The 19,080-nt window shown below is 60.3% G+C and carries 18 protein-coding genes; 6 read left to right on the top strand and 12 right to left on the bottom strand.

Annotated elements, in window-relative coordinates:
• Positions 1 to 58: 58 nt before the first annotated feature.
• Positions 59 to 544, top strand: a complete 486-nt coding sequence (locus FHX08_RS27880) for a hypothetical protein (protein ID WP_132657152.1) — start codon at positions 59 to 61, stop codon at positions 542 to 544.
• A gap of 52 nt (positions 545 to 596) precedes the next feature.
• Here FHX08_RS27880 and FHX08_RS27875 read toward each other — a convergent pair whose 3' ends face one another.
• The 4 genes from FHX08_RS27875 to FHX08_RS27860 form a co-directional block, all read right to left on the bottom strand.
• Complete coding sequence (locus tag FHX08_RS27875) at positions 597 to 3,743, bottom strand: efflux RND transporter permease subunit (protein ID WP_132657153.1); 3,147 nt, start codon at positions 3,741 to 3,743, stop codon at positions 597 to 599.
• A 25-nt stretch (positions 3,744 to 3,768) separates the two neighbouring features.
• On the bottom strand, positions 3,769 to 4,908 hold the full coding sequence (locus tag FHX08_RS27870) for an efflux RND transporter periplasmic adaptor subunit (protein WP_132657154.1): 1,140 nt from the start codon (positions 4,906 to 4,908) through the stop codon (positions 3,769 to 3,771).
• A gap of 50 nt (positions 4,909 to 4,958) precedes the next feature.
• Positions 4,959 to 5,567: a TetR family transcriptional regulator gene (locus tag FHX08_RS27865; protein WP_132657155.1), complete on the bottom strand. Its 609-nt coding sequence runs from the start codon at positions 5,565 to 5,567 to the stop codon at positions 4,959 to 4,961.
• Positions 5,568 to 5,717: 150 nt separating this feature from the next.
• Complete coding sequence (locus FHX08_RS27860; protein ID WP_184328072.1) at positions 5,718 to 6,149, bottom strand: OsmC family protein; 432 nt, start codon at positions 6,147 to 6,149, stop codon at positions 5,718 to 5,720.
• 366 nt (positions 6,150 to 6,515) lie between these two features.
• Between FHX08_RS27860 and FHX08_RS27855 the strand changes: the two genes are divergently transcribed.
• Both FHX08_RS27855 and FHX08_RS27850 read left to right on the top strand, forming a co-directional pair.
• Positions 6,516 to 6,911: a DoxX family protein gene (locus tag FHX08_RS27855; RefSeq protein WP_132657157.1), complete on the top strand. Its 396-nt coding sequence runs from the start codon at positions 6,516 to 6,518 to the stop codon at positions 6,909 to 6,911.
• Positions 6,912 to 6,990: 79 nt separating this feature from the next.
• Complete coding sequence (locus tag FHX08_RS27850; protein ID WP_184328071.1) at positions 6,991 to 7,770, top strand: SDR family NAD(P)-dependent oxidoreductase; 780 nt, start codon at positions 6,991 to 6,993, stop codon at positions 7,768 to 7,770.
• 238 nt (positions 7,771 to 8,008) lie between these two features.
• On the opposite strand, the gene FHX08_RS27845 is transcribed toward FHX08_RS27850, so the two are convergent.
• Both FHX08_RS27845 and FHX08_RS27840 read right to left on the bottom strand, forming a co-directional pair.
• Entirely contained in the window at positions 8,009 to 9,232 is a 1,224-nt protein-coding gene (locus tag FHX08_RS27845) for an adenylate/guanylate cyclase domain-containing protein (RefSeq protein ID WP_132657159.1), read from the bottom strand.
• 83 nt (positions 9,233 to 9,315) lie between these two features.
• On the bottom strand, positions 9,316 to 10,338 hold the full coding sequence (locus FHX08_RS27840; RefSeq protein ID WP_184328070.1) for a LacI family DNA-binding transcriptional regulator: 1,023 nt from the start codon (positions 10,336 to 10,338) through the stop codon (positions 9,316 to 9,318).
• Positions 10,339 to 10,445: 107 nt separating this feature from the next.
• Between FHX08_RS27840 and FHX08_RS27835 the strand changes: the two genes are divergently transcribed.
• The 3 genes from FHX08_RS27835 (at position 10,446) to FHX08_RS27825 (ending at position 13,543) form a co-directional block, all read left to right on the top strand.
• The gene (locus FHX08_RS27835) at positions 10,446 to 11,633 is read left to right on the top strand and encodes a phytanoyl-CoA dioxygenase family protein (RefSeq protein ID WP_132657161.1); all 1,188 of its coding nucleotides are present in this window, start codon (positions 10,446 to 10,448) and stop codon (positions 11,631 to 11,633) included.
• Positions 11,634 to 11,714: 81 nt separating this feature from the next.
• The gene (locus FHX08_RS27830; RefSeq protein ID WP_132657163.1) at positions 11,715 to 12,536 is read left to right on the top strand and encodes an SDR family oxidoreductase; all 822 of its coding nucleotides are present in this window, start codon (positions 11,715 to 11,717) and stop codon (positions 12,534 to 12,536) included.
• Between the two features lie 95 nt (positions 12,537 to 12,631).
• Positions 12,632 to 13,543, top strand: coding sequence for an SMP-30/gluconolactonase/LRE family protein (locus FHX08_RS27825; protein ID WP_132657165.1), 912 nt, complete (start codon positions 12,632 to 12,634; stop codon positions 13,541 to 13,543).
• 10 nt (positions 13,544 to 13,553) lie between these two features.
• Here the strand turns inward: FHX08_RS27825 and FHX08_RS27820 are convergent, their stop codons facing one another.
• The 6 genes from FHX08_RS27820 to FHX08_RS27795 form a co-directional block, all read right to left on the bottom strand.
• Complete coding sequence (locus tag FHX08_RS27820; RefSeq protein WP_165911957.1) at positions 13,554 to 13,742, bottom strand: MurR/RpiR family transcriptional regulator; 189 nt, start codon at positions 13,740 to 13,742, stop codon at positions 13,554 to 13,556.
• Positions 13,743 to 13,902: 160 nt separating this feature from the next.
• Complete coding sequence (locus tag FHX08_RS27815; protein WP_184328069.1) at positions 13,903 to 14,652, bottom strand: ThuA domain-containing protein; 750 nt, start codon at positions 14,650 to 14,652, stop codon at positions 13,903 to 13,905.
• A 15-nt stretch (positions 14,653 to 14,667) separates the two neighbouring features.
• Positions 14,668 to 15,750, bottom strand: coding sequence for an ABC transporter ATP-binding protein (locus FHX08_RS27810; protein ID WP_132657171.1), 1,083 nt, complete (start codon positions 15,748 to 15,750; stop codon positions 14,668 to 14,670).
• Between the two features lie 19 nt (positions 15,751 to 15,769).
• A complete protein-coding gene (locus tag FHX08_RS27805; RefSeq protein ID WP_132657173.1) occupies positions 15,770 to 16,681 on the bottom strand; it encodes a carbohydrate ABC transporter permease in 912 nt (303 codons plus the stop codon).
• A gap of 1 nt (position 16,682) precedes the next feature.
• On the bottom strand, positions 16,683 to 17,570 hold the full coding sequence (locus FHX08_RS27800; protein WP_132657175.1) for a carbohydrate ABC transporter permease: 888 nt from the start codon (positions 17,568 to 17,570) through the stop codon (positions 16,683 to 16,685).
• Between the two features lie 88 nt (positions 17,571 to 17,658).
• Positions 17,659 to 18,951 (bottom strand): ABC transporter substrate-binding protein, encoded by a 1,293-nt coding sequence (locus tag FHX08_RS27795; RefSeq protein ID WP_184328068.1) that lies wholly within the window; start codon positions 18,949 to 18,951, stop codon positions 17,659 to 17,661.
• Between the last annotated feature and the right edge of the window lie 129 nt (positions 18,952 to 19,080).

Genomic DNA, 19,080 nt, shown 5'->3' with positions numbered 1-19,080 from the left:
TTTGACAATTTGCAGGCATCAGCGGAGATCGAGACAATTCAATGCGAAGCGAGCCCCGATGAGAGATCCTTTCAAGAACCCCCTCCCCGCCTCCGATGAAGCCCGCCATTCCATCTGGGAAATGCTCGTTCACCGCGACATCGACGCCTTCCTCGCCGCTGACTGGAGCAAGGTGGCCGAAGATTTCGTTCAAGACGGCTTCATCGGCATCGATGGCGGCAAGGAAGTGAGCCCGGACAAGTGGCACCTCGCCTTCCCGACGCTTTCGGCCTATCGCGACGAATGGCTGCGCCAGGCGGAGGATTTCAAGAAGCAGAGCTTCTCCGAAGATCCGCGCACGGCGATCTTCACCACCACGGTGCTGGAAGACATCGAGATCAATGGCGACATGGCGCTGGTGCACAAGAAGTTCGACGGCAGCATCCTGCGCCCCGATGGTTTACGTGATCGCATGCTCTGGCAGACGCTTTACTATTGCCGCAAGCATCAAGGCCGCTGGAAAATCTCTGGCTTCACCGGCTACCTGCCGAATCCGATGGCCTGAAACGAAAGATCATCTGAAACATAAAAGCGCGGCCGAAACCGCGCCTTTTTTCTCATTCGGCTGCCAATGCCGGCGGATGATGAATATCGCCGTCCGCCTCTTCCTGGTTGGCATTGGCATGTTCGTCTGTCTTCGTCTTCGGCTCACGGCCGAAGAACAGGGCGTAACCAGCCGGCAGCACGAGAATGGTCAGCACGGTCGCGACCAGGATACCGCCCATCATGGCGTAGGCAAGCGGCCCCCAGAAGACACCTCGCGAGATCGGGATCAGTGCCAGCACCGCCGTCAGCGCCGTCAGAATGATCGGCCGGAAGCGGCGGACGGCTGCACCGACGATTGCCTCCTGCCGGTGCATGCCCGCCTTGATGTCCTGATCGATCTGGTCGACGAGGATGATCGAGTTGCGGATGATGATGCCGAGCAGCGCGATGACGCCGAGGATCGCCACGAAGCCGAAGGGCGCGCCACTGATCAATAGGGCCGAAGCCGCGCCGATGATGCCGAGCGGGCCGGTCGCGAAGACCAGCATTGCCTTGCCGAAATGCTGAAGCTGCGCCATCAGCAGGATCATGATGACGACGAGCATGATCGGCGCCTTGGCAGCGATTGAGGCCTGGCTTTCGGCCGAATCCTCGGCACCGCCCTGAATCTCGATCTTGTAGCCAGCCGGCAGACTGTCGCGCAGGTCCTGCATGTCATTGTAGAGCTTGGTTACGACATCGTTCGGCTGAACGCCATCAGGCAGCGTCGCACGAACACTGATCGTCGGCAAACGGTCGCGCCGCCACTCGACGCCCTGCTCCATCACCGGCATGACCTTGGCGATCTGCGAGACCGGAACGTAGCCACCGAAATCCGTCGGCACATAAACCGAATTGACGGCCGAGAGCAGCGAACGATTGGCATCCGGCTCCCGGGCGACGATCGAGACCGTCTCCTCGCCATCGCGGAAGTCATCGAGCGGCGCGCCGGACATAGCTGTCTGCAGCATCTGGCGGACGCGTTGCGAAGTGACGCCGAGTGCACGGGCACGGTCCTGATCGATGACCAGCTTCATGGCGGGCACCGGCTCCAGCCAATCGTCATGGACGGCGCCAAGCATCGGATCCCTAGTGAAGCGCTCCTTCACCTGATCAGCGATCTCACGTACTTCCGCACGATCGGGACCCATCACGCGCATCTGCACGGGCCAGCCCGTCGGCGGGCCAAGGAAGAGGCGGTCGACCTTGCCACGGATGGAGGGGAAATCTTCCGCCAGGATCGACCTGAGCTTAGTGATCAGCCGCTCACGCGCCGGCTCGTCATTGGCCATGATCAGAAGCTGGGCATAGTTCGGGTTGCGAAGCTGCTGGTCGAGCGGCAGGAAGAAGCGCGGCGCACCTTCGCCGATGTAGGTGGCGATGAACTTCTTGTCCTTGTCATCCATCATCTTGGCTTCCAGCGCCTTGGCCTGGGCCTCCACTTCTTTGATGCTGGTGCCCTCGGGCAGCCAGAGATCGACGAGGATTTCCGGACGCGAGGACTGCGGGAAGAAATTCTGCGGAATGAACTGGAAGCTCCAGAGGCTGGCAACGAAGGTGGCGAGCGTCAGCGAAAGCACGATGACGCGATGGCGCACGGCCCAGCCCACCGTGCGCCGCAGGCCACGATAGAAGCGCGTGTCGAACACGTCATGATGCTCACCCGCATGGTGACGCTGCTTCAGGATCATGTAACCGAGCCACGGCGTAAAATAGACTGCCACGAACCACGAGGTCACCAGCGCGATGCCGACGACATAGAAGAGCGAGCGCACATATTCGCCGGCCGTCGACGCAGCAAAGCCGACGGGAATGAACCCGGCCGTGGTGATCAGCGTACCCGTCAGCATCGGGAAGGCGGTCGAGGAATAGGCGAAACTCGCCGCATCGATCTTGACAAGACCTTCTTCGAGCTTCCGCTCCATCATTTCCACAACGATCATCGCATCGTCGACGAGCAGGCCGAGCGCGATGATGAGCGCGCCGAGCGAAATACGCTGCAGGTCGATGCCGAGTTCGTACATGATGGCGAAGGTCGCAGCCAGGACCAGTGGAATGGCGATCGCAATCACGAGCCCCGAGCGCCAGCCGATCGACAGGAACGACACGACGAGCACGATGGCAAGGGCTTCGCCAAGCGCATGCATGAACTCGCTGACCGCATCGGTCACGACATCAGGCTGGTTGGAGATCTGGTCGACGGCGACGCCATAGGGCAGCGAATCCTCGAAGCGCTTGTAGGTCGCTTCCACATCCTTGCCGACATCGGTGACCTTGAAACCCTTGGCCATGACGACGCCGACCTGCACGCTCTCGTGACCGTTAAAGCGGTACTTGCGCTGATAGGGATCTTCGAGGCCGGAGGTGACGGTGGCGATATCGCCAAGCCGCGTCACCTGATTGCCGGAGCGCAGGCGCAGTTCTCTGATATCCTCGACCTTGTGAACATTGCCTTCGACGGAGATGCGCACCGAGCGCAGACCCGTATCGACATTGCCTGCCGGATCGACGGCGTTCTGACCCTTGATGGCGTTCTGCAGGTCGAGGATCGTCAGGCCGCGTTCGGCGAGCGCCTTCGAGGAGACGTCGATATAGATCTTTTCCGGCTGGTCGCCGATGATGACGGCCTTTTCGACACCGGGCGTCGTCAACAGCATGTCACGCGCCTGGATCGCGAATTTCTTCAGCTCCGGATAGGAGTAGCCGTCGCCGCTGATTGAATGCAGCGTGATGAACGTATCGCCGAATTCATCATTGAAATAGGGACCGAGCAGGCCTTGCGGCAGGTCGCTGTTGATGTCGCCGACCTTCTTGCGCACCTGATAGAAGGCGTCCGCCACCTGGGCACTATCGGTATCCCCCTTCACCTGCACGGTGATGATCGTGCTGCCGGCGCGCGTGTAGGACTTCACCCAGTCGAGATGCGGCGTTTCCTGCAGCTTGCGCTCGATTTTGTTGGTGACCTGATCTTCCATGTCCTGGAGGGATGCACCCGGCCAGAGTGCCTGCACCACCATGACGCGGAAGGTGAAATCCGGGTCTTCCTTCTGGCCCATGCGGGTCAGGCCGAGCACGCCGGTAATCAGGATCAGCCCGAAAAGGAAGCGTGCGATACTCGGATGGCCGATTGCCCAGCGTGAAAGGTTGAAGGGGCGCTTTTCAGTGTTGGTGGCGTCCATGATCCTGTTCCCTCTTCCTGGCCGTTCAGCGGACGGCTGCATCCGTTTCGGCGGCAGCCGATTGCTGGTCGGGAAGCTTGACCTTCAGGTTTTCGCTCATGAATTGCGTGCCGGCGGCAACGACGAGATCGCCGCTATCGAGACCCTTGGCGACGCGTACGCCGTCGCCGGTGAAATCCACCACCTCGATATCTCTGATATGAACGGTTTCCGTGCCGCGATCGACAGTCCAGACGACCTGCTTGCCGTCCTTCTGCGCGAGCGCGCTGAGCGGAATGGAAACATAAGTATCGCTGTTGCTGACATTGGCCTCGATCGTCGCCGTCATGCCGAGCAGCACACGGGGATCGTTCGGCAGGCTGACACGCACCGCAAAGGTGCGGGATTGCTGGTCGGCGCTGCCGGATACTTCGCGAACCGTGCCATCGAGCACCAGCTTGCTGTCGGCCCAGAAGCCCGCCTTCACGGTCTTACCCGGCTTGAACTGGGCGATATCGTTTTCCGGCACCGCGATCTGCACTTCCTTCTCACCGTCGACAGCGACGGTGACGACAGGCGTTCCCGATCCCACGACCTGGCCCACATCGGCATTGATGGTCGTCACGATCCCGTTGTGATCGGCCTTGAGCTCCGTATAGCTCACTTGGTTCTTCGCCTGATCGAGCGCGGAAACGGCTGCATCGCGGGTTGAAATCGCCTGATCGTGAGTGAGTGAGGCCTGCTCGACCTGCGATTTCGGCGCAACATTCTTGTCAAAGAGCTGTTCGGCGCGACGGTTGGCGATATCGGCCGTTTCGACGGCCTTTTCGGCAGCAGCGAGATTGGCTTCGGCGGTCTTCACGGCGAGTTCGTAATCGGTCGAATCCATCCGGGCGAGGACATCGCCGGGCTTCACCCGCTCGCCGATATCGACAAGACGTTCGGTTATCTTGCCATTGACCCGGAAACCGAGGTTCATTTCCGTGCGCGCGCGCACCGAGCCGGAATAATCGAGCGTGCGGGTATCACCAGCCTTGGCGACCTCGACCACTTTGACCGGACGGATCACGTCCTTGACCTCTGCCTTTTCTTCCGTGCAGCCGGCAACGCCGACCCCGATCGCGCTGACAAGCGCGAGGCTCATGACGGACGGCATGCGGTTGCTGAAGGCCTTGAGCGAAAACATCTTTCGCGCTCCTGATTGTTTCGGGTTTTCTTGGGCGACCTTGGCCGCGCTTATTTTTTCAGTGCCCTGATCGCAAATTCGATCAGCTCTTCGACGGCTGCCCGGTTCGTCTTGGCAAGACATTGGGCTACCATCTGCGGATGGCAGAGATTGACGGTCGCCGCCCCAAAGCAGCGGGAGGCGACCTCTGGATCCTGTTCGGCGAATTCACCGGCAGCGATGCCTTCGCGGATGACATCGGCAAGCAACGCATGGATGTCATCGATGTGTTTTTCGATAACATGCCAGTCACGCTCGATGGCGACGATCACCATCTCGTGCACCTTCTGCTGGTCGAGCATGGTGTCGAGCGTCAGCTGATACTGGCTGCGAACGAACTGGCGCAGCCGGTCCGAAGCGCTGATCTTCTGATGGCAGATATTGGATGCAAGCTGGTAGCTGGTTGCCAGCATCCGGCCGCAGATCGCTTGGTGGATTTCAACCTTGGAGGCGAAGAAGCGGTAGATATTGGCAGGCGACATGCCGAGATCGCGGGCGACATCCGCGACCGTCGTCTTCGAATATCCGTAGTGGCGGAAAAGCCGCTCGGCCGCATCGAGGATGCGGGTGATATTTTCCTGCCGTGTGACGTCCAGCGTGTTTTCCGCGATGTCATTCATGGGTTTCAGGCCTGATATTTTACGACTGACGAAATTCGAATTTCGTCAGTCGTAAAATATCATCCTTCAATTGTCAATGATCTTACGATGCAAACAAAAATGCCGCACCCCGGGAGGCTGCGGCATCAGAACGAAAACAGGCTTTAAGGATCAGGCGAGCTTGACGTCGAGCGTGATCGGAACGGCCGAGAGAGCCTTGGAAACAGGGCACCCGGCCTTGGCCATGCCGGCAAGCTCTTCGAACTTTGCCTGGTCGGCACCGGGAATGCTGCCCGTCAGCGACAGGTGGATGGCGGTGATGGCAAAACCACCTTCGACGCTTTCGAGAGTAACCCTGGCAGACGTTTCCATATGGTCGGCCTTGAGGCCGGCTTCGCCGAGGATCAGCGACAGCGCCATGGTGAAGCAGCCTGCATGAGCAGCACCGATAAGCTCTTCCGGGTTGGTGCCGGGAATTCCTTCGAAGCGGCTTGCAAAGCCATAGGGGTAGTTGTTCAGCGCGCCGCTCTGGGTCGAGATCTGACCTTTGCCGTCCTTGAGACCGCCCGACCACTGGGCCGAACCTGTGCGATTGATCTGCATGCCGTCCTCCTGTTTCGATTGATTTTCGAAGCGCCGCAACGCTCCACCGCGAAGGACATTCCGCCCTTCCGACCGGCAATATAGTCCTCTATCCGCGGAAGACGACATCAGATTGAGCCCGCAACAAAACGCGACGAAAAGAACTCGGCGTGCCCGGGCGCCGGCCGCGCATCCACCCTGATCCTGGCGGCGATCGCGCCGCACTGCCCGCTCGCGCTCGCGTGAATGTCGATGCCCTGGCGCCGTGAAGACGGCAGCTTTGCCGAGTGGTAAGCAAGGGGCCGCGAAAGTGGTCCTTTTTCATCCGCCTTGTCGGATCATGAACCACTCATCCGTCATAATGGAAACTCTAAGAGGAGATTTCACATGGCCAGAACAGTCGCAATTCTTATCGCCCGCATCATCTTCAGCTTCATCTTCTTCATGGCCGCCGGCTTCAAATTTGCCGATATCGGGGCGACCGCCGCCTACATAACGTCGGCCGGCTTTCCCGCGCCGACATTCCTTGCCTGGGTCGCGGCTTTCTTCGAGATCGCGCTGGCACTTGCCTTCATTACCGGCGCCTTCTTCACCGAAGCCAGCCTGCTTGCCGGCATCTACGTGATCTTCCTTGCCTTTTCTTTCCATGGCCCTTCGCACTGGCAGCAGAACCAGGCCGAATTCGGCTTCTTCATCGATCACTTCACCTTCCTCGCCGGCCTGCTCTTTGCCGCCGTCCACGGACCGGAAAAATGGGCGCTGCGCCATAGCGTTCTGAAATAACTTCCGTCACACGTCCGGTCCGGAACCAACAGTCGCCCCGATCATTGCCTTTACCGGCAACAGCAGAGAGGAGCGGCCCATGGAGCTGCAGGGAAAGATCGCATTAGTCACAGGCGCAGGTTCGGGCATCGGCAAGGCGACTGCACTGAAGCTCGCCGCTGAAGGCGCCAAAGTTGCGGTGCTGAGTCGCACCGAAAGCGAGGTGCTGCAGACCTGCAATGAGATCATCGCAGCCGGCGGTCAGTCTATCGAACTGACCGCCGATACAAGCGACGAAGCCCAGATGCGCGCCGCCGTCGACAAGATGACCGAGAGTTTCGGCGGCATCGACATCGTCGTGGCCAATGCCGGCATCAACGGTGTCTGGGCGCCGATCGACGATCTCAAGCCGGATGAATGGGATCGGACAATGACCGTCAACCTACGCGGCACATACATGACGCTGCATCTCACCGTGCCCTACCTGAAGACGAATGGCGGCTCGATCGTCGTCGTCTCCTCCATCAACGGCACGCGCACCTTCACCACGCCGGGCGCCACAGCCTATGCCGCCACCAAGGCCGCCCAGGTAGCCATAGTCCAGCAGCTGGCGCTGGAACTCGGCAAACACGGCATACGTGTCAACGCCGTGTGCCCCGGCGCGATCGAAACCAGCATCGCCGCCAACACAGCGTCACGTCATCGCGAGGAAACCGAGGTGCCCGTCATCTGGCCGGAAGGGGAAATCCCGATTACCGGCGGCAAGGCGGGATCGAGCGACGATGTAGCCGAAACGATCCTTTTCCTGGCCTCCGAGCGCGCGCGCCATATTACCGGCACGCCGGTCTGGATCGATGGCGGGCAGGGGTTGCTGCGCTAAGGCCGTTCTTCGGCGGAATGAACATGCCTTGGCTCGCCGATCAGGTGAATAGGTTGCATAACTTGCATGATTATCTAACCGAACGCGGAAATCTGTCAGTGAGATCTGCATCTATCAAGATCTGACATTTTCCATAGTGCGCCGAAAAAATGCCCCTGCATCTCCTTCATCCTATGCAGACACCTAAAGCTCCATAAAAAAAATGACATGCAATGGCGTCAAGATAAAGGGCTGCCACTCAGCTGTTCAGCCGCGCACTCTCCAGCGTGTAGAGCAACTGTGGACGCTTGACGCCGCGCAGCGCGTAACGGCCGACGCAGGCGAGAACATTGCGCTCTGCCTCGGGGATCGCGGATTCAAAATCCGACGACATCAGCACGTTGAGATCGACCGACCGGCAGATGGAGGCTATACGGCTTACCTCGTTGACGGCCGGCCCGATGACTGTGAAGTCCAGACGATCCTGGCTGCCGATATTGCCGTAGAAAACGTCACCAATATGCAGGCCGATATAGACATCGGTCGTCGGCCGCCGATCCGCCTCGCGTGCGGCATTCAGAACCGCGAGCTTCTGCCGCACCAGCCGCTCTGCCTGCAGGGCAGCCGAACAGCTTTCCGATGGCTCCTCACCTTTGAAGATTGCGAGCACTCCATCGCCGATCAGTTTCAGAACATTGCCGCCGGCCTCATGGATCGCGGTGATCACGACTTCGCTATATTCGTTGAGCAGCGGGATGATATCTTCGGGCGGCGAATTGTCTGATATTTTCGTATAATTCAGCAGATCCGAAAACCAGAGTGCGGCTGAAATCCGCTCGGTCTTGCCGCGTGAGATCTTGCCTTCCATCACCTGGCGCGCGGCATCTTCGCCGAGATAGACTTCGGCGATGGTGCGAGCGATGCGGGCAAGCGCCACGCATTTGATCGCCAGCCCCAGCACCGGCACCAGCTTGCGCAGGACGGCAAGGTCCTGATCGGAGAAACCCTCAGGATGTTTGGTTGAGAAATGCGAGAAGAAACAGTCCATCTCGCCGATCGTACCGGCCTGGGCAAAATGATGCGCCATGGCGATGTAATCGGTATGGCCGAGCGCATGAATCTGGTCCAGCATGATGAAATCGGTCGGATCGCCGAATCCGATCCTGCGCCGCACCTCGCGGTCGCCACTCGTCCAGAGATGGTAGAAAGCCGAGCGACGCCAGGTTTCCAGTCCCTGGCCTTCGCCTGAAGGGCCATATTCGAATTCGCCTTCGAAATTCGCCTCACTTTCACTATCCCAGCGGAAGGCGCGCCCTTCATGAACCGGATGCAGCGTATCCATCAGCGCCATGGCCCGATCGAGGCGCATGCCCGCATTGCGGCAGACCTCGCAGAAGCCGGCGAGCAGCTCCGCCTCGGTCGCGCCGTTCAAGCCCTGTTCCGTCACCCATGCTGCGATTGTGCCGATATCGCTATAGCCCATACGCTCTCCTCATTCGCTGCAAGCTGTAACGCGAATCTGCGGCAGATGGAAAGACAATCAACCCGAAGCGCTCGCTCAACGCATCATTGCATTGCCGGCATATTGTAGGGTGTGACGATTTCGACGGCCGAGAACGCAACCGGCGCCGTCCGGGTGGCGGGAATGGCGCGGGCCATGATCGCACGAAAGGCCGAGCGCGCATCGGTTCTGAGATCATGATGCAACACGAAATCGATCCGCCGTTCGACAAGCAGGGCGCGATTGTCGGCATCGAGATCATGCGCCACGAAAACCGAGACTGCCCGGCCCGCAGCCTCGAAAGCCGCAAGCACCGCGCGGTTGCCGCCGCCGACCGAATAGACGGCATTGATATCAGGATCACCGGCGAGGGCTGCCGCAACGAGCGTGCCTGTCGCAGTATCGGTACCGTGCCCTTCGCTGACCTCGACAATGCCGATCGAAGGATAATGCGCCCGGATCACCCGGCGAAAGCCGATCTCGCGCTCCTCCTCGCCCCGGAACCGGCCGCTCGATAGCGTCACCAGTGCCTTGCCGCCCGCAGGTCCGAGAAGCCGGCCGATAAGATAGGCCGCCGTCTCGCCCGCTGCTCGATTGTCGGCGCCAGCATAGGCTGATCGCGCCGAATTCGGCAGGTCCGTCACGAGCGTGACGACGGGAATACCGGCCGCATCGAGCCGCGCAACGGCGGCAACGACCTCAGGCACATCAGGCGCTTTCAGCACGATGCCATGCGTGCCGCGTAGGCGAATACGGTCGAGAAGCTGCACCAGCTCCGCAGCGCGCATCACCTCGGCGAAATGGAAACGGCAGCGAAAAGCCGTCGGCAGGAAGGTCGCGACCTCCGTTTCGAAGGCAGCCCGCACCGCAGTACTGAACCGCTCCGGCGTCTCCATAACGATATCGATCGCAAGCTTGCGGCCGGCCACATCGGCTCCCGCCTGCTTTTCGAGTTCGGCGATTGCCGCCTTCACCCGCATCTCCGTCTGCCGCCGCACACCGGGCCTGCCGTTCAGCACCCGGTCAACGGTTGCGGTGCTGAGGCCTGCCTGAAAAGCGATATCCTTGACGAGAAAGCGATGAGCCACGGCGATCTTCACTCCCGGAATTCTGATGGTTTTTTGATGGATTCCTGATCTACATCAGGATCGCCGGCGGCGTATAGTCCCCTTCATCGGACATGGAGGAGTACCCGATGAAATCAGACAACCAGCAAAAATTGCGCGCCGATCGCGTCTGGCTCACCGAAGACGCTTGCGATCTCAGCGATTTCCGCGCACTCGCAGAAAAGACCACCTTGCTCGCCGATTACCCGACGGCCTCTGCCGTCGAGAAGAACGTGCTGATCTACAACAGCCGCAAAGTGATCGAAGCGGCGTCTACGCCGGCAGGCCGTCGCGCCGTTCTCGCCGAAATCTGCGAAGCCTTCGGCATCGGCCCCGGTGTCGTCGTCTTCAAGCGTGCCTATGAAGACACCAGCATCATCGACCGGGCGAGCACCATCTTCGAAGAGATCATTGAGGAGCAGCACCGCACATCCACTGGCGGCGGCGACCATTTTGCCAAACCGGGCGCCAATGACCGCATCTGGAATTCATTGGAAAAACACTGCCTGGCAGACCCTGAAAATTTCGCCCGCTATTACGGCAATACCATCGTGGCGCTGGCAAGCGAGGCATGGCTCGGCCCGCATTATCAGATGACGGCACAGGTCAACCGGGTGAACCCCGGCGGTGCGGCGCAATCCGCCCACCGCGACTACCACCTCGGCTTCCAGTCCTCCAAAGTGATCGAGCAGTTCCCGGCCCATGTGCATCGCCTCTCGCCGGTACTGACCCTGCAGGGTGCGGTTGCCCATTGCGACATGCCGCTCGAAAGCGGCCCGACGCTTTTCCTGCCGCACAGCCAGACTTACGAGCCGGGCTATCTCGCTCTCAAGCGCCAGGAATTCAAGGATTATTTCGAGCAGAACCATATCCAGCTGCCGCTGGAAAAGGGCGATGTCGTATTCTTCAACCCCGCCCTCTTCCACGCTGCCGGCACCAACCGCTCGAAGGACATCAAACGCGTGGCGAACCTGCTTCAGGTCTCCTCGGCTTTCGGCCGAGCCATGGAAACCGTCAATCGCGAACGCATGAGCGCAAAACTCTTCCCCGCCCTGAAGGCGCTGAAGAGCAGGCTTTCGGCCGGCGAGATCGCCAATGCCGTCGCATGCTGTGCAGAAGGCTATTCCTTCCCGACCAATCTCGACCGCGACCCGCCGCTCGGCGGCCTCGCGCCGAAGACACAGGCACAGCTGATGCACGAGGCGCTGGAAGAAGGCTGGAGCGATGAAACATTCACCAAAGCCCTCGCCGACCAGGCGGCCAAGAAGCTGAGCTGACCCTGAGCCTAGCTAAATTGATCCCAGTGCCCCTCGCTTCCGGCGAGGGGCCATTTGCATATCATCAGGAGGAGAAGACATATGAGCACGGATTACGCCCGCCTCGACGGCAAGATCGCCATCGTCACCGGCGGCACACAGGGCCTAGGGGCCACCATCGCCCGCCTCTTTGCCGAACGCGGCGCCAGGGGCATCGTCATCTGCGGCCGCAACGAGACCAAGGGGAAAGCGAAAGCCGAGGAGATATCGGCAAAGACCGGTGCGAAAGTCGTCTACGTCAAAGCCGATCTCGGCAAGGTGGAGGATGCGCAGAACGTCGTCCATGTCTGCGACCAGACCTTCGGCCGCGTGGATGCGCTGGTCAATGCTGCCGCCATCACCGATCGGGGCACAATCCTCGACACCAGCCCCGAACTCTTCGATGCCATGTTCGCCGTCAACGTCCGCGCGCCTTTCTTCCTCATGCAGGAAACCGTGAAGGTCATGCGACGCGAGAAGATCGAAGGCACCATCGTCAATATCGGCTCTATGTCCGCCAAGGCGGGCCAGCCTTTCATCGCCGCCTATTGCGCCTCCAAAGGCGCGTTGGAAACGCTGACCAAGAACACCGCCTACGCGCTCTTGCGCAACCGCATCCGCGTCAACGGCCTCAACATCGGCTGGATGGCCTCGGAGGGCGAAGATCGCATCCAGAAGGAATTTCACAAGGCGTCGGACGACTGGCTCGCCAAGGCCGCCGCCAGCCAGCCCTTCGGTCGACTGGTCGATCCGGAAGAAGTTGCCCGCGCCTGCGCCTATCTCTCGTCAGCCGAATCCGGCCTGATGACCGGCTCGGTCATCTGCTTCGACCAGTCGATCTGGGGCGCCTATGACGGCTCCCCCCATCCCGTCGCGGCCCTCTGAGGCGCCCCGGAGCCCGCGCTTTTTACAGCCGGGCTCTGGCACGTTTTGCCGTTTGCGGCTACGAAGAGGCGATATCGATCTGGGAGGAATCGGGCATGGCCGGAAACGAGCTTTATGATATCAGAGACGAGCGTTTCGGCGCCTTGATCGTCGGCAGCGCGATGCTGGAAGAGCTCTACACGGGCTGTCGCTGGGCCGAAGGACCGGTCTGGTTCTCCGATCTGAACTGCCTCATCTGGAGCGATATTCCGAACGAACGCATGATGCGCTGGGTACCGGATGGCACCGTCTCCGTCTTCCGTTCGCCCTCGAATTACGTCAACGGCAATACCCGCGACCGGCAGGGCCGCCTCGTTTCCTGCGAGCATGGCGGCCGCCGCGTGACCCGGACTGAGCCGGATGGCCGCATCACCGTTCTCGCAGACAGCTACAACGGCAGGCGCCTGAATTCCCCGAACGACGTCGTGGTTAAGTCCGACGGCTCAATCTGGTTCACCGATCCGAGCTACGGCATCATGTCCGACTATGAAGGCCACAAGTCTCCGAAAGAGCAGGAAACCCACAACGTCTATCGCATCGACGCTGCGACCGGCGAAATCGAAGCTGTCGTCACCGATTTCATTCAGCCGAACGGCCTCGCCTTCTCCCCGGACGAGCGACAGCTCTTTATCGCCGATTCCGGCTCCTCCAATCATGACGTCCCGCGCCACATCCGCGTCTTCGATGTGGTCGACGGCCGCAAGCTGGCAAACAGCCGCTATTTCTGCTCGATCGACAGCGGTGTGCCTGATGGTTTCCGTTTCGATATCTCGGGAAATCTCTGGACGAGTGCGGCTGACGGCGTGCACTGTTTTGCCCCTGACGGGACACTGATCGGCAAGATCAAGGTACCGCAGACCGTCTCCAACATCACCTTCGGCGGCCCGAAGAAGAACCGCCTGTTCATCACTGCGACGCAATCGCTCTATTCGATCTATACGACGACGAACGGGGCACAGTACCCGTAGGCGCGACGAACTATTTCTGCGCCCCAGCCCGCAGACCCTGCTGAAAGATCTGCTTCAACTCGGCAAAGCCGTCGAAACCGAGATGATGCGCAAAGCGGATGACGCTGGCCTGCGAGACATTGCAGCGCTCGGCGATCTTGTGGCTGCTTTCGAAGGCGAAGATATCGGGGCCGCTCGGCTGCAAGCCTCGCCAGCGCATCCAGCCGCTGCGGCAAGTCGCAATGGATGGCAACCCAGAATGCCTTGCTGAGAAAGGCATCGCCGCTAGCCTTTATCGATAGGGTCTGCATTCTTCACTCCATCATTGTCGCCCAGGGAGGCCAGAGCCATCAGGCCCCAGTCCCCGCGGGAAGAGCCGTTTAAGCCTTCACTTTGTCCGGCCGGCCGTGCAGCGGCTCCTTGCGGTGCCAGTTTTCCAGGATGCGGCCGTCGGTATGCTTCTGCTGTGCCCAGCGGATGCCGTTCGAAATGACCTTGTGCACCATCTTGTCGTGATAGATCGGATAGGTCTCATGGCCGGGGCTGAAGAAGAAGATGCGCCCGCGGCCGCGTTGGAAGGTGCAGCCGCTGCGGAATACTTCGCCGCCGGAATACCAGGAGATGAAGACCAGTTCGTCCGGCTGCGGAATATCGAAGGGCTCGCCATACATTTCCGAAGCATTGACCTCGAAATAGGGCGGCAGGCCCTCGGCGATCGGATGCGAGGGATTGACCACCCAGACACGTTCCAGATCACCCTCCGGGGTTTCGCGCCAGGAGAGATTGGCATTGGTGCCCATGAGCCGGCGGAAGAGTTTGGAGTGATGGCCGGAATGTAAGACCAGCAGACCCATGCCCTTCAGCACCCGTTGCTGCACGCGGTCGATCAGCCCGTCGCTGACGTCCTCATGCGCCATATGCCCCCACCAGAGCAGCACGTCAGTATCGTTGAGCACGGAATCCGGCAGGCCTTCGTCCGGATCGTCGAGCGTGCCGCGGCGGATCTCGAAATCGGGATGGGCGATACCGGCGGCGATCGCGCCGTCGATACGGTCGGGATAAATATCCTGAACTTCCTTGTGTACTTGCTCGTGACGCCCTTCGTTCCAGATCGTGACCTTGATTGTCATGTCATTCCTCTTGTTTCAAGCTTGGGCCGAACGGACAACCCGGCCGGCGGGATCAAACAGATGGCAGGCGGCGCGCTCGGCAGTGAGCGACACCCGGTCACCGGGACGGATGGTCACGTCGCCCTCGGCGCGCACGACGATCGGCTGCTGCTGCGAACCGACCGTCAGATAGGTCTCCACGCCAAGCCGCTCGACGATGACAACCTCCGCTACAAAATCGCCCTGCCCCTGCGGCGCGAGCTTCAAATGTTCCGGCCGAATGCCAAGCTTCGCCTCGCCCTGCGGCACGGAACCGTTGGCATCCGAGAGGTCGATCGCAAGGCCGAGCGGGCTTTCCAGATGCACCTTGCCGGCGTCCCTCCGCGTCGCCGTCATCGGCAGCACATTCATCTTCGGCGAACCGATAAAGGTGGCGACGAACTCGTTTTCCGGCTGATGGTAGAGCTCCATCGGTGCGCCCTGCTGGGCGACGACACCCTTGTTCAGGACGACGATACGGTCGGCCATCGTCATCGCTTCGACCTGATCGTGTGTGACGTAAACGACGGTGGCCTTCAGCTCCCGATGCAGCCGCTGCAGCTCGGCGCGCATCTGTACGCGCAGCGCCGAGTCGAGGTTCGACAACGGCTCGTCGAACAGGATCAGGGACGGCTTTTTGATGATCGCACGACCAATCGCCACGCGCTGGCGCTGGCCGCCGGAAAGGGCGGCCGGCTTGCGATTGAGATAATCGGTCAGCTGCAGGATCTCGGCGACGCCATCCACCTGTTTTTTGATCTCTGTTTCCGGCACCTTCTTCAGGCTGAGCGAGAAGCCGATATTTTCCGCGACCGTCATATGCGGATAGAGCGCATAGGACTGGAACACCATGGCGATGCCGCGTTTATCAGGCGGCACATCGTTGATGCGCTGGCCGTTCAGCACCAGGTCGCCCTCGTCGATGCCTTCGAGGCCGGCGATCATGCGCAAGAGCGTGGACTTGCCGCAGCCGGACGGGCCAACGAAGACAGCGAATTCGCCGTCTTCCACCGTGATATCGACGCCCTTGATGACTTCGAGCGCGCCGTAGAATTTGCGAACGTTTCTGACATTGATCATTCGTTTCTCTTTCTTGATCTCAACCCTTCACACCGCCCGCGAAGGTCTGGACGAGGAAGCGCCGCGCAAAGCCGAAGGCGACGACGGCCGGCAGCAGGTAGATGAAGGCCAGCGCCGTCAGCAGGCCGTAATCGATCTCGTTGATGCGCAGGAAGGCGCGGAAGAGACCGAGCGGCAGTGTCTGCAGCTCCGGCGAAGACAGGAAGATCAGCGGCAGCAGGAAATCGCCCCAGGCCGACATGAAAGCAAAGAGCCCGGCAGCGGCCAGCCCTGGCATGGCAAGCGGGATCAGTACCCGACGGATGCGCTGCATCATCGTCGCGCCGTCCATGACCGCCGCCTCCTCATAGTCGCGCGGTAGACCGTCGAAGAAGGTCTTCATGATCCAAAGCGCCAGCGGCAGCTGCATCGTGGCTAGCACAAGCATGAGGCCGAGATAGCCGTCGATGAAACCCGTCCAGCGCATGATGTCGCGGGCGTAGCTTCCGAAGATTGGCCTAAGAATGGCGCCTTCCGCATTGTTGAGCGTCAGCAGGAACTTATAGAGCGGCACGACCAGGGCCGTCGGCGGCAGCACGCGGATCAAGAGGATCGCGTAGAGGAAGGGCAGCTTCCACCAGGCACGGGTGCGCGACAGCGCATAGCCGCCGAGCCCTGCCAGCACCATAACGAGCAGCGTGGCGCCGCCGACGACGAAGAGCGAATTGAACAGCCACTTCGCTCCGTCTTCCTTGGTGAAGACGCGCACATAGTTTGCGAGCGTCCACTGATCCGGCCAGCGCAGGAAGAGCTGCGCCTTGCCATCGAAGGAGGCGAGCAGCACCCAGAAGAAGGGCACGGCGCAGAAGATCGAGATGATCGACAGCGTGGCGTAGGCGAGAAGATCGGAGCGGGTCTTGTTGGCGCCTTCGCTCGGGGAAATAGCGGTCATGTCAGAACTCCACCTTCATGGCGCGCACATAGCCGATGCCGAGGATCAGCGAGATGATGAGCGCGACGACCGCGACCGCAGCGCCATAACCGAGCTGGAAGGCCGTGAAGGACTGGTTGTAGATGTAGATGCTGACGACCTCCGTCGCCCCGCCCGGCCCGCCGCGCGTCAGCGCATAGACGAGGCCGAAGACGGCAATGGTCGAGACGGCCGAGATCAGCATGTAGAGCAGGATCGTCGGCATCATCAGCGGCAGGGTGATACGACGGAACATCTGCGAGGGTGTCGCGCCATCCATGCGCGCCGCCTCGTAGATTTCAGAGGGAATGGTGCTCAAACCAGCCGTCAGCAGGATCATGGCGGTGGCGATGCCGCGCCAGGTATTGACGATAATGATCATCGACAGCGGAAAGACATTCAGCCAGTCAGTCGGATTGATGCCGAAGAAGGCAACGATGCGCGACAATGTGGCGTGTTCGCCGCCCGCCAGCATCGAAATCCACATGAAGCCGGCGACGACTTCCGGTGCCGCATTCGGCAGAAGGATGATCGAGGAAAAGAACCGCCGGAAACGGATCGGCCGGCGCAGCGCCATCGCCGAAATCAGCCCGAGAACAAACTGCCCGATGACGGCCGACCCCATGACGAAGACGAAGGTGACGAACAGCGAATTCCAGAACTTCGCATCGTTGAAGAGCCGCACATAATTGCGGATGCCGACGAAACGCGGCCGCAGCGCTGCAGCGCCCGTCAGCGCTTCATTGGTGAAGCTCAGATAGACGGAATAGAGGGCAGGATAGATCACAAAGGCCAGAAGCAAGATGAGCGACGGCAGTAGAACCAGCAGGAGTTGGCGCTCGGTTCGCTTTTCATGAGAGTTTCGGGCCATTGAAGCTGACAACCTTATCGAATGAAATCGGGAAGACGCGGCGACTGTGCCGCGTCCCCCGTCTCGGCGGGAGGAAGATATCAGTGGCTTACTTGACCATGTCGTCGCCGAGCGTTTCCTTGACGTAATCGACAAGGATCTTCTGGGCGCCGGCAGCATCGGTTTCCTTGCGCAGCAGGGCCTCGGTGGCACGCGCCACGCCTTCGGCGACAGTGCCGAAGCCGGAAGCCTGCTTCAGGAAGGCACCGTTTTCAGCAGCAGCATGGATCGGAACGAGCTCCGTCAGCTTCTGGAATTCCGGATTTTTGGCGGCATCCTTGCTGGCCGGGATATTGCCGATGCGGGCAGCGTAAGAGACCTGCGTTTCGACAGAGCCGATCTCCATCAGCGCCTTCTTGGCAAGTTCCACATTGGCAGACTTAGAGTTGACGGCCCACGGAGCAGCAAGGTTGGCAAGCACGTACTGACCGCCGCTCTGGCCCGGGACCGTCCATGTGCCGACGATCTTGGTCACGTCGGGGATCGGATTCTTGCTCTCACGACCCCAGTCGAAAATGTAGCACCAGGAACCGCAGGTGGTGGCGGCAAGCTTGCCGGCCGGGAACATTTCGTACTTCGGTACAACCCACGGCTCCGGTCCGAGTAGCGGCTGCACCGGCATCAGATCCTTGTCGATCAGCGTCTTGTAAACGTTGAAGACATCCTTCACGCCTTCGCCGTTCAGATCGAGCTTGCCGTCGGCATCGACGAGCTGCGGCGTCTTGGAGCCGACGATCAGGTGCTGGAAGCCTTCATCGAAGGCGCCGCTGCCCCAGGATACACCGGGCGGAAAGAGCAGACCGTAAGAGCCGGTCTTCTGCTTGACTTCGGCTGCGCGGTCGAGCAGCTCCTGCCAGGTCTTCGGCTGTTCCGTCGAGATGCCGGCCTTTTCGAGGACGTCCTTGCGGTAATAGATTTCCTGAATGCCGAGCATGAACGGCATCACATAGGTTTCGCCATCGGGGCTGAAAGCGAGCTGCTTGGCGACGTCATAGAGATTGGCGTAGCCGTCCCAGGCCTTGAATTCGCTGGTGATCGGCGCGAGGTAGCCGGCTTCCACCATATCGGCAACGGCGGCCGTCGTCGGAATGGAGAAGAGATCGGGTGCATTACCTGCACCAAGCTCGGTCAACAGCTTGGTGAGATAGTCCTTATCGGGCGCCGGATATTCGACGACCTCGATGGTTACGCCGTATTTTTTCTCGATCCGCTCGACGGTCGACTTCATGGCGTCGATGCCGGCCTGACCGTGATTGGCGATACGGATTGTTTCAGCATGGGCCAGCGTCGAAACAGCGCTGAGCAGGATGGCGCACAGGCCACCGATAACCGTCTTCTTCAACGGAAGTCCTCCCTTTTTTAGAGCAACGGCGCCCTCCAGCACCGGTGAAGAAAATGTACACGCATTCTAGATAGTGACAAGGTGATTTTTAGAACCCTGTTCAATGCAAATTTATACTATTGATTTTAT

It is taken from the genome of Rhizobium sp. BK529, from assembly GCF_014194105.1.
In the GTDB taxonomy this organism is placed as follows: domain Bacteria; phylum Pseudomonadota; class Alphaproteobacteria; order Rhizobiales; family Rhizobiaceae; genus Rhizobium.
This window is presented reverse-complemented; position numbering and strand designations above follow the sequence as displayed.

Bases quoted from the DNA above. Each gene is read 5' to 3' on its own strand.
- FHX08_RS27880 (WP_132657152.1), top strand. From the start codon at position 59: ATGAGAGATCCTTTCAAGAACCCCCTCCCCGCCTCCGATGAAGCCCGC.
- FHX08_RS27875 (WP_132657153.1), bottom strand. From the start codon at position 3,743: ATGGACGCCACCAACACTGAAAAGCGCCCCTTCAACCTTTCACGCTGG.
- FHX08_RS27870 (WP_132657154.1), bottom strand. From the start codon at position 4,908: ATGTTTTCGCTCAAGGCCTTCAGCAACCGCATGCCGTCCGTCATGAGC.
- FHX08_RS27865 (WP_132657155.1), bottom strand. From the start codon at position 5,567: ATGAATGACATCGCGGAAAACACGCTGGACGTCACACGGCAGGAAAAT.
- FHX08_RS27860 (WP_184328072.1), bottom strand. From the start codon at position 6,149: ATGCAGATCAATCGCACAGGTTCGGCCCAGTGGTCGGGCGGTCTCAAG.
- FHX08_RS27855 (WP_132657157.1), top strand. From the start codon at position 6,516: ATGGCCAGAACAGTCGCAATTCTTATCGCCCGCATCATCTTCAGCTTC.
- FHX08_RS27850 (WP_184328071.1), top strand. From the start codon at position 6,991: ATGGAGCTGCAGGGAAAGATCGCATTAGTCACAGGCGCAGGTTCGGGC.
- FHX08_RS27845 (WP_132657159.1), bottom strand. From the start codon at position 9,232: ATGGGCTATAGCGATATCGGCACAATCGCAGCATGGGTGACGGAACAG.
- FHX08_RS27835 (WP_132657161.1), top strand. From the start codon at position 10,446: ATGAAATCAGACAACCAGCAAAAATTGCGCGCCGATCGCGTCTGGCTC.
- FHX08_RS27830 (WP_132657163.1), top strand. From the start codon at position 11,715: ATGAGCACGGATTACGCCCGCCTCGACGGCAAGATCGCCATCGTCACC.
- FHX08_RS27825 (WP_132657165.1), top strand. From the start codon at position 12,632: ATGGCCGGAAACGAGCTTTATGATATCAGAGACGAGCGTTTCGGCGCC.
- FHX08_RS27820 (WP_165911957.1), bottom strand. From the start codon at position 13,742: ATGCGCTGGCGAGGCTTGCAGCCGAGCGGCCCCGATATCTTCGCCTTC.
- FHX08_RS27815 (WP_184328069.1), bottom strand. From the start codon at position 14,652: ATGACAATCAAGGTCACGATCTGGAACGAAGGGCGTCACGAGCAAGTA.
- FHX08_RS27810 (WP_132657171.1), bottom strand. From the start codon at position 15,750: ATGATCAATGTCAGAAACGTTCGCAAATTCTACGGCGCGCTCGAAGTC.
- FHX08_RS27805 (WP_132657173.1), bottom strand. From the start codon at position 16,681: ATGACCGCTATTTCCCCGAGCGAAGGCGCCAACAAGACCCGCTCCGAT.
- FHX08_RS27800 (WP_132657175.1), bottom strand. From the start codon at position 17,570: ATGGCCCGAAACTCTCATGAAAAGCGAACCGAGCGCCAACTCCTGCTG.